Consider the following 13268-nt stretch of genomic DNA (forward strand, 5'->3'; position numbering starts at 1 on the left):
TCGAGGTGATCTGGTAGGCCGTCATAGGATCCAGCACCTGCTCGCGGCGATCCACCAGTTGCGGCTCGGCCTGGTTCTTCCAGCCGCCGGGTGCGTCGCAGCCGCGGCATTCGCGGGCGTCATGCTTGAAGATGGTGCGGCCGTAGCGGTCCTGGATACGGTCGATCAGGGTCGGCTTCACACGGCGGCCGCCATTGGCGAACATGGAATAGGCCGTGACCATGCGCATGACCGTGGTTTCACCCGCGCCGAGCGCATAGGACAGGTAATTCGGCAATTCGTCATAGACGCCGAAACGCCGCGAATATTCGCCGATCAAGGGCATGCCGATGTCCTGCGCGAGCCGCACGGTCACCGTATTTAAAGATTGCCGGAGCGCGTTGCGCAGCGTCGTTGGCCCGCCGTATTTGCCGGACGAATAGTTCTCCGGGCGCCACACGCCGGCGCCCTGCCCTTGGTCGATTTCAATGGGCGCGTCGACCACGACGGTCGACGGCGTATAGCCGTTGTCCATTGCCGCCGAATAGACCAGCGGTTTGAACGACGAACCCGGCTGTCGATAGGCTTGCGTCGCGCGGTTGAACTGGCTCTGGTCGAACGAGAAGCCGCCCACCATCGCCAGCACGCGGCCGGTCCACGGATCCATGGCGACCAACGCGCCGGACACTTCCGGCAACTGGCGCAGCCGGTATTGGCCCTCGACCGGCTTGCCTTCCTTGTCGAACAGCGGGTCGGCATAGATCACGTCGCCCGGCGACAGCACCTGAGCTACCGAACTCGGCGTCCTGCCCTTGGCAGGTCCCGAGGCCGCCTTCGCCCAGCGCACGCCATCGAGCGTGATGATGCCGGTCTGCCGTTGCTTGCTGACGGCGCCACCGAGTTCGCGGCCCGGTTGGAAACCGATCCGCGCCGACTGGTCGGACGTCTCCAGCACCACGGCCATACGCCAGGGCGAGATATCAGAGAGCGATTTGACATCGGCGAGTTTCACGCCCCAATCGCCGGAAATATCAAGTTTGGAGGGCGCGCCGCGCCAGCCGCTGGCTTCGTCATATCTGACGAGACCGGCGACCATGGTCTTGCGCGCCATCACCTGCATCTTGGGATCGAGCGTGGCGCGAACCGAGAGCCCGCCTTCATAGAGTTTCTTTTCGCCGTAACGCTCGAAGATGTCGCGCCGGACTTCCTCGGCGAAATATTCGCCGGCGAAGGTATGCGCGCCGTTGCCGCGGCTGGTGGTGACGTTGAGCTGCTCCTTGCGGGCTTTGTCGGCATCGGCCTGCTTGATCCAGCCGTTTTCTACCAGACGATCGACCACGTAGTTGCGCCGCTCGACCGCACGATCGCGGTTACGCACCGGATGCAACGCCGCAGGCGCCTTCGGCAACGCCGCCAGATAAGAGGCTTCCGCGATGGTGAGCTCGTTCACCGATTTGTCAAAATAGACCAGCGATGCCGCCGCGATGCCGTAGGCGCCGAGGCCGAGATAGATCTCATTGAGGTAGAGCTCGAGGATGCGGTCCTTGGAGTAGGCGCGCTCGATGCGCATCGCCAGCAAGGCTTCCTTGATCTTGCGGGTGAAGGAGACCTCGTTGGTCAGGAGGAAGTTTTTTGCGACCTGCTGGGTGATCGTCGACGCGCCCTGCGGACGCTTGTTGGAGCCGAAATTCTGCGCATAGAGCACGGCCGCGCGCGCCATGCCGGTGAAGTCGATGCCGCCATGCTCGTAAAAATTCTTGTCCTCGGCCGCGAGGAACGCGTTGATGACGAGTTTTGGCACCGCCTGAATCGGCAGATAGAGCCGGCGCTCCTTGGAATATTCGCCGAGCAGCGCACCGTCAGACGCGTGCACGCGCGTCATCACCGGCGGCTCGTAATCCTGAAGCTGCGAATAGTCGGGCAGGTCCTTGGAGAAATGCCAGATCGCGCCCGCGACGCCGGCCACGCCGACCAGGAACACCACGGTGCCGGCCGCAAACAGGAAACCCAAAAACCGGACCAGCAAGCGCATTATCGAAGTTCCGTTCCAACCTGTACGCCGTCATCCGCGGCGCCTATCCAGACACGGCAATCCCGCCGGACGGGTTGCCGCTACGCGGTCGAACAATAAAAGGTCCGGCGGGACAATATTGACCGATTCCAAAGACCAGCAGTCTGTTTTCTATACCGTTGCCGCTGTGGCCAAACTAGGGCTTGGTCCATCGGGCGGCGCCCTTTTCAATCCACCCTTACGTCACGCGTACCGGGCTTTTCACTTGGCCGGTCCGGCAGTTGCCAGCCGTTTGGCCAGAAACGCATCAATTGCCTGCGCCATCGCGCCGACCGTCTTGTTCCGCCAGTTTTCCGACACCAGAAGCTCGAGGTCGCCCTTGTTCGAGACGTAACCGAGCTCGACCAGCACCGACGGCACGTCCGGGGCCTTCAGAACCCGGAAACCGGCCGATTTCAACGGATGCTTGTGCATCCGCACGCTGTTCTTCATTTCACTCATCAGGATCCGTGCAAACCGGTTTGAAAAGGTTTTGGTCTCCCGCTGCACCAGGTCGATCAGGATGTCGGCGACTTCGGTCGGCTCGTCGACGAGGTTTACCCCGCCAATCGCGTCCGACTTATTTTCGGTATCGGCCAGCCGCTCGGCCTCGGAGTCGGAGGCCTTATCGGAAAGCGTGTAGATGGTGGCGCCATGGGCGTCGCCCTCGCCGCGCGGCAAAGCGTCGGCATGGATCGAGACGAACAGTGCCGCGGCCTCGTTGCGCGCGACCTTCACACGGTCGCCAAGCGGTATGAAAGTGTCGTCCGTCCGGGTCATGACGACGCGATACTTGCCCGATTTCTCAATCCTGTCGCGCAGCGCCAGGCCGAAGGTCAGCACCAAGTTCTTTTCCATGATATCGCCGCCGCCGGCCTGGGTACCGTTGTCGACACCGCCATGACCGGGATCGATCACGATCACCGGCCGCTTGTCGGCTGCTTGCGGCGGCTGGGCGATTGACGAATCCGGTTGGGCGGCGGCGTTCGCCTCGGCAATCGCGGGCCGCAGTTCGGGACGGCTTTCCGGCGGCAGCGACTGGACAAAGGCGGTGCGGTCTACCTGTTCGAATTCGAGCACCAGCCGCGGCGGTTGGCCGTTGGCCGCTTCCAGTACATAGGATTTGGCGATCTTGGTCGGCCCCGTCAGGTCGAACACGATCCGTGATCCGCCCGGCATGACGAGACCGTAACGGAACGCCTTGACCAGCCCCCGCCCCCCGGCTCCGATCCCGGCGGGAAGATTGAAGCTGACCTGGGGAAGATCGACGACCACGCGATAAGGGTCCGCCAGCGCAAAGGCGCGAAACTGAACCGGCTTGTCCAGATCGAGGATGAAACGGGTCTGCCTGGCATCGCCAGCCAGCCGGGCATCGGACGCGATCGGGAAATTCGATACGGCCGCCGGGCCGGGGACGGCGGCGACAGAAGCCGGCTGTTGAGAAGCTCCTCCCTGGGCCGCGCAGGAGCCAATCATCTGGGTGCACAGCAATGCTGCGGTGCACAAAAGCCCACATCCCAGCAAAACAAGGTGATTTGCGCGGCTCGCCAACGATTCGGTGCCTCCGGAGGAGCCTTCCCTTACCGCATTAGAACCGCAGGGTTAATTGGGCCTTAACGTTTGATCACCGAAAAAGCAGCAGTGTTGCCGTGCAGCGACGCTCGGCGGCGGGTTCCCTTGCGCTTCCCTTGCACGGAGCCCCCGATCCACGTATGTACGAGGTGCTGACGGCTAATACTCCCGGTTGTGTCGCGTTCAGCCTCCCGGTGCAGCGCCGGAACCTCCGAAGCCCGGAGGAACCTGCGTCTTTCCCGATCCCTCCACAGCCAGCGCCGCGCGCGGCTGACACGGAGCGGCGGTTTCGAGCCCGAGCGGCGTCCGGTCCCAGGTACTTTTCCAGGGGCGGTTTAAGACACGGCAAAACTGATTATGCGGACCCTAACGGTCCGATATGCGATGGCCGGCGGGCGTTTAGGCGCCGAACCGGGCCTTCAGCGATAAATACGGCGGTATCCCTTTCCGCCAACATGTTCAGACGGGCCGACGCTTGATGCGCCAGACTGTGTTGCCGACCAAGATCCACAGAACGATCGCAACGACGCGAGGCGGAAGCTTCGCGCGTCGCATCGCTCTGGTGGGCCCCCGTTCGGCGCGGCGCCAAGAAGTGCGTTTTGGCCTTCCCCTCACCCCCGAATCAGGTGGACCGTCGCGTCACCGGGCCGCGCAATTTGCGCGCGCCATGCACCGCGCCCGCCGCCGTCAAGAGTTCCAAAATGCCCAACAAGATGTTGATCGACGCCACCCACCCGGAAGAGACCCGGGTCGTTGTGGTTCGCGGCAACCGCGTCGAAGAGTTTGATTTCGAGACCGCCCAGCGCAAGCAGCTCCGCGGCAATATCTATCTCGCTAAAGTTACGCGCGTAGAACCGTCGCTGCAGGCGGCGTTCATCGAATATGGCGGCAACCGCCATGGCTTCCTGGCGTTCAGCGAAATCCACCCGGATTACTACCAGATCCCGGTCGCCGACCGTCAGGCGCTGATCGAGGCCGACGAGCGCGCCCATCGCGAGGCCGAGGAAGAGAGCGAGAGCCGCTCCAGCCATCGCCGCCGCTCGCGCCACCGCAATGCGCGCCGCCGCGGCCATGGCGACCGCGTCCAGAGCGACGTGGTCGAGGGTACCAGCGAGGATCCGTCGCAGGCCGCCCAGCCCTATGAGAGCCAGGAAAGTTTTCAAGATCAGGATTTTCAAGAACATCTGCACGAGCCTGAGGCCGTGCAGGCCGGCGATACCCCGGCACACGACGCTGAACATCACGCCGAAGCGGCTTCTCACGATCGTGATGCGCACGACCATGAGGCGCATGGTGACGAGCGGGCGCATGATGGCGACCGCCCCGCACTCGATCACGACGAGCCCGAACAGGCGCGCGCCGCGAGCGAAGCTCCGGTCGCGGAGCTGCAGTCCGATGCGCCTGCCCCTGCTTCGGTCGAAGCTGCCGAAATGCAGGCCGAGGACGGCCATGACGACCGTCATGACGAGGAGCGCGCGCGGGAAAACGCCGCCCATGCCGACGACGTGCCGCACGTCGAGCACGTCGGTGATTATACTCCCCCTCCCGATGAACCCGCCGCGGCTCTGGAAGCCGACGACGGCCATGACGATGAGGACGATGGCGAGGACGCCGAAGAGGACGTCGTCGAGTCCGTCGGTGGCGACGACGTGCTGGAGGAAGTTCCGGAGCGCCCGTTCCGGCCACGCCGCCAGTACAAGATTCAGGAAGTCATCAAGCGCCGCCAGGTGATGCTGGTTCAGGTCGTCAAGGAAGAGCGCGGCAACAAGGGCGCGGCGTTGACGACCTACCTCTCGCTGGCCGGCCGCTATGCCGTCCTGATGCCCAACACCGCCCGCGGCGGCGGCATCAGCCGCAAGATCACCTCTGCCCAGGACCGTTCGCGGCTGAAGGAAGTGGTGCAGGACCTCGACGTGCCCGAGGGCATGGGGATCATCCTGCGCACCGCCGGCGCCTCGCGGACCAAGCCCGAGATCAAGCGCGACTTCGAATATCTGATCCGGATGTGGGAGACCGTGCGCGACATGACGCTGAAGTCGCAGGCCCCTACCCTCGTCTACGAGGAAGGCTCGCTGATCAAGCGCTCCCTGCGCGACCTCTACAACAAGGAAATCGACGAGATCCAGGTCGCCGGCGAGTCCGGATACCAGGAAGCGCGCGACTTCATGAAGATGCTGATGCCCTCGAACGTTCGGGCGGTGAAGCAGTATCGCGACGGCCAGCCGCTGTTCTCACGGATGGGTGTCGAGAGCCAGTTGGACGCGATGTTCTCGCCGACTGTGCAGCTACGCTCCGGCGGCTACATCGTCATCAACCAAACCGAGGCGCTGGTTTCGATTGACGTCAACTCCGGCCGCTCGACCCGTGAACATCACATCGAGGACACCGCGCTCAAGACCAATCTCGAGGCGGCCGAGGAAGTGGCGCGGCAGTTGCGTCTGCGCGACCTCGCCGGCCTGATCGTCATCGACTTCATCGACATGGACGAGAAGCGCAATAACCGCGCGGTCGAGCGCAAGCTCTCCGACTGCCTGCGGCAGGATCGCGCGCGCATCCAGGTCGGACGCATCTCGCATTTCGGTCTTCTGGAAATGTCGCGCCAGCGCATCCGTGCCAGCGTGCTGGAAAGCTCGACCGAGCCCTGTCCGCAATGCGGCGGCAGCGGCCATGTGCGCTCGGTCTCCTCGGTCGCACTGCAATTGCTGCGCGGCATCGAGGAAATCCTGATGAAGGGCGCGACCCACAATCTGGTGGTGCGCACCCGCACCGACGTGGCGCTCTATGTGCTCAACCATAAGCGCGGCCACCTTCGCGATCTCGAAAACGCCTTCAAGGTCACGCTCGCCGTCGTCGCCGACGCCACCGTGAGCGGCCAGCAATCATACGTCATCGACCGCGGCGAGCAGGTCCACACGCTGGAAGCCGCCAAGGCGTTGCTGGCAGCGCAGGCTGCCGCCTTCCCGACGCAGGTCGAGGAAGCCTATGACGACGACGAGGTGTTCGACATCGAGACCGAATCCGAGATCGAAACCGAGGAGACCGAGGGGCTGACCGACGATGGGGCCGAGGCAGCGGTGGCCGAAGGTGAAGGAGACGGTCACCGCCGCAAGCGGCGCCGACGCCGGCGCGGCCGTGGCGAGCCGCGTGAAGGTGGTGCCCCGCGCGAGGACGGTGACGCGATGCGCGTCGCAAGCGAGACCATCGAAGGCGCGATCGCCGAGGAAGGCGAAGCCGACGAGGACGAAGGCGACGAACAGGCCGGCACGGGCCGTGGCGATCAACTTGCCAGTGGCGAACGGCGCCCGCGCCGCCGCGGCCGTCGCGGCGGACGCCGCCGGCGCGGTACCGGACTGGAAGATGGTCTTGCCGGGTCGATCGCAGACGAACTCGGGCCGCCCCCAGCTTCGGAGGCGACCAGTGCGGTTGCCGATTTCGAGGGCGCCTCGTCCGAGCCCGCGCCATCACTGGTGCAGGCCGACGCCCAGCCGGAACCGGTCTCGCCGCCGGCGGAGATGCAGCCTGTACCCGATGCCCAGCCGGAGCCGGTTGCGAGTGCGCCGGCGCCAACCGCTGAGGAAACCAGGCAAGAGGCCGAGCGCGCCGCGGCGCGGCGGCGCTCGACCGTGCGCGAGAAAGTCAGCTTCTTGACCAGCGCTCCGGCCGAACCGGCGCCCGCCGTCAGCCAGAACGCGCCAGAGCCGATCGCGCACCCCGCGCCCACTCCAGCCGAACCTGCGCCCTCCTCATCAGGCGAAGCTGCGCCACGCAAGGCAGGCTGGTGGTCACGGCGCTTCGGCAGCGGCGAGTAAAGAATCGAACCTAAAAAAGAAAAACCGCCCGGCGAAAACCGGGCGGTTTTTGTTGTCTGACGCGATGGCTTAACCGCGCGGATCGAAAATCCGCCGGACCGCCGGCACGAGAGCAGCGCCGAGCGCGTTCTTGATCAGCGATGCCGCGATGAATGGCCCAATGCCGACCAGCCACGCCTTTTCGACGCCGAGTTTCATGCCGAACGCAAGCCAACCAAATCCGGCGGCAAGAATGAGAACGTGCCCGAACGCCATCGCCACGAATAGCCGGAGCACCGATCGGTCCCAGCCGCGCTCGCTCAACCATCCCGTCACGAAGGCCGCGGCTACGAAGCCAAAGAGATATCCGGCCGTCGGACCGACGAACGGTGCGAGGCCGCCGACCGGGCCTGCGAACACCGGAAATCCGATCGCCCCCTCGGCCAGATAGGCTACGAGGGTAGCGCTGCCGAGCCGCCAGCCATAGGCTGCACCGATCACCAAGACGACAAGCGTCTGCAGTGTCATCGGCACGTAGGGCAACGGCAGATTGACCTTCGCCGATAAGGTCAGCAGCGCCGTTCCCAGCGCAACCAGGATCACGCTGCGCAACAGGCCCGACGATCCATCGGCGCGATGCGGCCATAGCAGCGCGGCGAGCGGGAAATGCGATGGCGCGACGGTTTCAGTCATGGTTCTGGACACGGATAGCTCCCGGTTGGTTATTGGTATGGATGAGATGAGATTTGTGACAGGCTGGAGGTATTATCGCAGCCAACGCGCGATGCGCGCCACCGCTTCGCGCATCTCGTCGGCCGAGCGCGCATAGGAGAAGCGAATGAAGCTGCGGCCGTGGATCGGATCAAAATCGACGCCCGGCGTCGCCGCCACATGCGCTTTCTCCAGCATGCGGCCGGCAAATTCGAAACTGTCTGACGTGAAATCCGAAACGTCGGCGTAGAGATAGAACGCGCCATCGGCCGGCAGGAATTTGGTGAGACCGGCCTTCGGCAATCCCTCGATCAGGATGCAACGGTTCTCCTGATAGCCGCGCTTGATCGCCTCCATCTCTTCGCGGCCTTCGAATGCCGCTTCGGCCGCGATCTGCGACAGCGTCGGCACCGAGATCGACAGGTTCTGCTGCAACCGCTCGATCGGGCGCACCAGAGACTCTGGCACCACCATCCAGCCGACCCGCCAGCCGGTCATGCAGAAATATTTCGAGAAGGAGTTGATCACGAGCGCATGCGGCGAAAGCTCCGCCGCCGTCACCGCCGGAAACGCATAGTCGAGCCCATGATAGATCTCGTCGGAAATGAAGCGGATGCCAGCACCTTCTGCCGCGTTGATCAGGCCGGTGAGCGCTTCGCGCGACATCATCGTTCCCGTCGGATTGGCGGGGCTGCCGACCAGCACGCCCTTCAGCGGCGCCTTGCGGTGCGCCGCCAGCAACGCCTCTCCCGTCAGCGCATGGCGCGTCGCGCTCGAGGTCTCGATCAGCACCGGCTCGCAACCGAGCGCGGTCAGAATATGCCGGTAGGGCGGATAACCCGGCACCGTGACCGCCACGCGATCCCCCGGTTCGAACATCGACAGGAACGCCAGAATGAATCCACCGGACGAGCCGGTCGTGATCACGATGTGGTCGGTATCGACCACGCAGCCGTAAATGTCGCGGTAATGCCTGGCGATCCGCGCACGCAGCGTGGGCATGCCGAGCGCGGAGGTGTAGTCGATCCGCGCCTCACCGAGCGCTGCGTGCGCGGCCGCGATCGCGGTTCTGGGCGCGGGCGCCGCCGGTTGCCCCACTTCCATGTGAATGACATGGCCGCCGGCCGCCTCGATGCGGGCCGCGGCCGCCATCACGTCCATCACCATGAAGGGCGGAACATCGCTCCGCGCCGAGGGGGTCAGCAGCGCTGTCGCGCGGTCTCTAAGTGTCGATTCCAGCATCGATCTCTGCTATTGCACGGGCGCCGTTCCGAATTCGGGTTCCCGAGCCGGTAAGCGCCCCACACTGGCCGTATTCGGTGGCTTGTTATAGCGTTTTCAAGCGAAGTGATACCGGCTCGGTGAAGAAACGCATTGAAACAACAAACTGGGACCCGTTTCTGATCTAATTGGAAACCGAACCGGCGTCCGGGCAAATCCGGATGCACCGCCAATCGCCAAAGACTGTTCATGCTGCTCCGCATCGCCCCACGCAAGAAATCACTGAAGATGACCACGTTGACGACTGCAATCGCCCTTGCCGTCGCGCCGATGGCTGCGCTGGCGCAGAACAGGGGCCCACCCGTGCTCCGCGATACCGAGACGGAACAATTGCTGCGCGAATATACGCGGCCGATCCTGCGCGCCGCCGGTCTGGAAAAACAAAATATCCAGATGGTGATCATCAACCAAGGCGTCTTCAACGCCTTCGTTGCCGACGGTCGACGCATCTTCGTGAACTACGGCGCGATCATGCAGTCGGAGACACCGAATCAGATCATCGGCGTGATGGCGCACGAAACCGGCCATCTTGCTGGCGGCCATCTCGCCAAGATGCGCGAGGAGATGGCGCGGGCCCAGACGCAGATGATCATCGCCATGCTGCTTGGCGCCGGCGCGATGGTCGCGGGCGCGCAAGGCGGCAGCAATAGCGGGTTGGCCAACGCCGGCGCGGCGATGTTTTCCGCGCCGGGAGAAATGATCCGCCGTAACCTGCTCTCCTATGTACGTCAGCAAGAGGAGAACGCCGACAAGGCCGGCGTCAAGTTTCTGACCGCCACAGGCCAGTCCGCCAGGGGCATGTACGAGACCTTCAAACGCTTCACCGACGAAAGCCTGTTCGCCGCGCGCGGCTCAGACCCTTACGTTCAGTCGCATCCGATGCCGGCCCAGCGCGTCGCCGCGCTGGAAGACCTGGCACGGTCGAGTCCTTACTGGGATAAAAAGGACGACCCTGCCCTGCAGCTACGCCACGACATGGTGCGCGCCAAGATCTCGGCCTTCATGGAGCGGCAGGATACTGTGTACCGGCGCTATCCATTGTCCAACAACAGCCTGCCTGCGCGCTACGCCCATGCGATCGCGACTTATCGGCACGGCGACCTGCGCAGCGCGCTCGCGCAGATCGACGCGCTGATTCAGCAGCAGCCCAACAATCCCTATTTCCACGAGGTGCGCGGCCAGGCGCTGCTGGAGGGCGGCAAGCCGCAGGAGGCGATCGGGCCGCTTCGCAAGGCCGTAGCGCTTTCCAACAACTCGCCACTCATCGAGATGCTGCTTGGGCAAGCCCTCGTGGCAACCGGCAACAACGCCTACACCGACGAGGCGATTGCCATCCTGCGCGCGGCAGTAGCGCGCGAGAGCGAGGCGCCGATCGGCTATATGCAGCTTGCGATGGCCTATGGCCGAAAAGGAGATTATGCGCAGGCCGATCTGGCGTCGGCCCAGGCCGCCTACCTGCGCGGCGACAGCAAGACGGCGCGCGATCTCGCCTCACGGGCAAAAACACGCTTCGCGGTCGGGACGCCGGGATGGGTCAAGGCTGACGACATCGTGAACACCAGGCCGCTGCCCGGCCAGAAGGGCAACTAGAATTAGGCCGCATTCGGCTATAATCGGACTTGGTCACCAAACTTGGCCATCAAGGACTTGGTATCAAGGACTTCGCTATCAAGGATTTGGCCAACCCGATCCAAGATATTCTCGGAGCCGGCCTTCAGCAGAATTGCCGGGAACTCGCCGCATAAGGATTTACCGATGCCCTCGTTCCGTCTTCTCATCCCCGCACTGTTCGCTTTGGCGCTCTGCGGCGCGCCGCTGTCCGCCTCCGCGCAGAGTTTTACCGACACCCAGCGCGGCGACATCGAGGCCATCGTCCGCAATTACCTGATCGCGCATCCCGAGGTGCTCGAAGAGGTGATGACCGAACTCAGCAAGCGCCAGGCCGCAGCCGAAACCGCCAAGCACGAAGCCGGCGTCGCCAAGAACGCGGACGCGATCTTCAACTCGCCGCGCAACGTTACGGTCGGCAACAAGGACGGCGACGTCACCTTCGTCGAGTTCTTCGATTACAATTGCGGCTATTGCAAACGCGCGATGCTGGACATGATGGAGCTGATGAAGAGCGACCCGAAGCTCAAGGTCGTGCTCAAGGAATTTCCGGTGCTGAGCGCGGGCTCGGTCGAAGCCGCTCAGGTCGGCGTCGCCGTGCGGATGCAGGATCCGACTGGCAAGAAATATCTCGACTTCCATCAGAAGCTGCTCACCGGCCGCGGCGCCGCCGACAAGGCACGCGCGATGGCCGTTGCCAAGGAAGTCGGCCTCGACATGGCGAAGCTGGAGAAGGATCTGAACAGCGCGGAGGTGCGCAGCACGCTCGAGGAAAACTTCAAGCTCGCCGAGGCCATGGGCATGAACGGCACGCCGAGCTACGTGATCGGCAAGCAGGTCGTGATAGGCGCGGTCGGCGTCGAGGCCTTACGCGAAAAGATCAGCAACGCCCGCTGCGGCAAGGCGACCTGCTGAGGCCACGCTTGCTTCGCGCATGAAGTGAAAGGCCGGCTCGACAGCCGGCCTTTTTCGTTGCGGCACCATGTGGCGCAGCGGTTCATCCCGCGTTCACAAAACAAAGACGGCGGAACCGCCAACTATCCGGAACATCATGCAATTCCTTTCGTTGTTGGCGCGGGCAATGCAGAAACGTGAGGAGACATTCGATGAGTAATCGCTTTCTGATGACGGTCGCGGCAGCGGCCCTGATCGCCGGAACCGGCTTTGCGAATGCGCAAGGCACCGGCATGGGACGCGGCGACGCAGGGTCGGCCGGTTCTGCGGCGCAGCAGAGCGCGCCTACTGAGCGGGGCGGTGCTTCTTCTGAGCGCGGCGGTGCCGGCACTACGCAGCAGCGCGAACCCGGCGGCGCGACCGGCATGAAGGGCGCAGAGTCCGAACAGAAGTCGATGGGCGGTGAAAAGGCCCAACGCAGCGAAGACCGCAAGGGCGGCAAGGACATGAAGGCCGAGGGCAAAGAGGACCGCGGCACTATGAAGGGCGACAAGGGCCAGACGACCGGCCAAGGCACCGGCCCAGAAAAGATGCAGCGTGATCAGGGCACGACCCAGCGTGATCGTGACCAGAAGACTACGACCCAGGGCCGTGACCAAATGCAGCGTGACCAGAAGGTCCAAGGCCAGCAGGACCGCGACCGCACGCAGACCCAGACCCAGGGCGGAGCCGCGGGCGAAACGACCACAACAGGTCAGGCCGGCGCGGGCGCCAAGCTCTCGACCGAGCAGCGCACGCAGATCACCACCGCGATCAAGGAGACACGCGTTCAGCCGGTGACGAACGTGAACTTCTCGGTTTCGGTCGGCACCCGCATACCGCGCGACGTGACCTTCCACACGCTGCCGGAGCGCGTTGTGACGATCTATCCGGAATGGCGCAGGTATAAGTACATCCTCGTCAAGGAGCAGATCGTGATCGTCGATCCGAACACCTACGAGATCGTGGCGGTCCTGGACGCCTAACAGCGGCCTTTCGCAAGGACCAGGGCGGGCAGCAATGCCCGCCCTTTTCGCTGATCAAGGGCATGACCAGGCGGCAGCAGTGTGAAACGATAGCCACAACCTGATTGACCTATCATGGCGCCGCTCCACCATGGGCAGCATCGTTCAATCGCTTTCGGCCCCGGGGAACGCCTTGGCGACGAATGACGGTTGGACAATCGGCGGGCGGGCGGCCGGGCAATCGATTCAGCCGCATTGGTTAATGAATAAATTCAGCAGCTTATATCGGCCTTTTTATGAACAGGGTAAGGCCCCTTGAAAGGCTCAAGAGCAGCCTAAAGGCTTCCCCTTCGGCGCGTTGTTACCTATAACCCCGCGACG

At 63.8% G+C, this 13268-nt stretch carries 8 protein-coding genes; 4 read left to right on the forward strand and 4 right to left on the reverse strand.

Annotated elements, in window-relative coordinates; all coding sequences use genetic code 11:
* Together CQ13_RS38510 and CQ13_RS38515 are read right to left on the reverse strand one after the other, a co-directional pair.
* On the reverse strand, positions 1–2011 hold a 2011-nt coding region (locus tag CQ13_RS38510), incomplete at its 3' end, for a penicillin-binding protein 1A (protein WP_057847971.1).
* Between the two features lie 240 nt (positions 2012–2251).
* Positions 2252–3580: an N-acetylmuramoyl-L-alanine amidase gene (locus tag CQ13_RS38515; protein WP_057847972.1), complete on the reverse strand. Its 1329-nt coding sequence runs from the start codon at positions 3578–3580 to the stop codon at positions 2252–2254.
* A gap of 722 nt (positions 3581–4302) precedes the next feature.
* On the opposite strand from CQ13_RS38515, the gene CQ13_RS38520 reads away from it, so the two are divergent.
* A complete protein-coding gene (locus tag CQ13_RS38520) occupies positions 4303–7410 on the forward strand; it encodes an Rne/Rng family ribonuclease (protein ID WP_057847978.1) in 3108 nt (1035 codons plus the stop codon).
* 69 nt (positions 7411–7479) lie between these two features.
* Here CQ13_RS38520 and CQ13_RS38525 read toward each other — a convergent pair whose 3' ends face one another.
* Positions 7480–8082 (reverse strand): biotin transporter BioY, encoded by a 603-nt coding sequence (locus CQ13_RS38525; protein ID WP_057847973.1) that lies wholly within the window; start codon positions 8080–8082, stop codon positions 7480–7482.
* A gap of 72 nt (positions 8083–8154) precedes the next feature.
* Positions 8155–9342: a pyridoxal phosphate-dependent aminotransferase gene (locus CQ13_RS38530; RefSeq protein ID WP_057847974.1), complete on the reverse strand. Its 1188-nt coding sequence runs from the start codon at positions 9340–9342 to the stop codon at positions 8155–8157.
* A 228-nt stretch (positions 9343–9570) separates the two neighbouring features.
* Here CQ13_RS38530 and CQ13_RS38535 point away from each other — a divergent pair, with 228 nt between their 5' ends.
* The 3 genes from CQ13_RS38535 to CQ13_RS38545 all read left to right on the forward strand — a co-directional run bounded on the left by CQ13_RS38535 (position 9571) and on the right by CQ13_RS38545 (position 12908).
* The gene (locus tag CQ13_RS38535) at positions 9571–10971 is read left to right on the forward strand and encodes a M48 family metalloprotease (protein WP_057847975.1); all 1401 of its coding nucleotides are present in this window, start codon (positions 9571–9573) and stop codon (positions 10969–10971) included.
* Positions 10972–11136: 165 nt separating this feature from the next.
* Positions 11137–11904, forward strand: a complete 768-nt coding sequence (locus CQ13_RS38540; RefSeq protein WP_057847976.1) for a DsbA family protein — start codon at positions 11137–11139, stop codon at positions 11902–11904.
* Positions 11905–12095: 191 nt separating this feature from the next.
* Positions 12096–12908 carry a DUF1236 domain-containing protein gene (locus tag CQ13_RS38545; RefSeq protein WP_063800247.1) on the forward strand — a complete coding sequence of 271 codons (813 nt, stop codon included), beginning with the start codon at positions 12096–12098 and terminating at the stop codon, positions 12906–12908.
* The last annotated feature ends 360 nt before the right edge of the window (positions 12909–13268 follow it).

The organism is Bradyrhizobium retamae (assembly GCF_001440415.1).
Lineage (GTDB): Bacteria > Pseudomonadota > Alphaproteobacteria > Rhizobiales > Xanthobacteraceae > Bradyrhizobium > Bradyrhizobium retamae.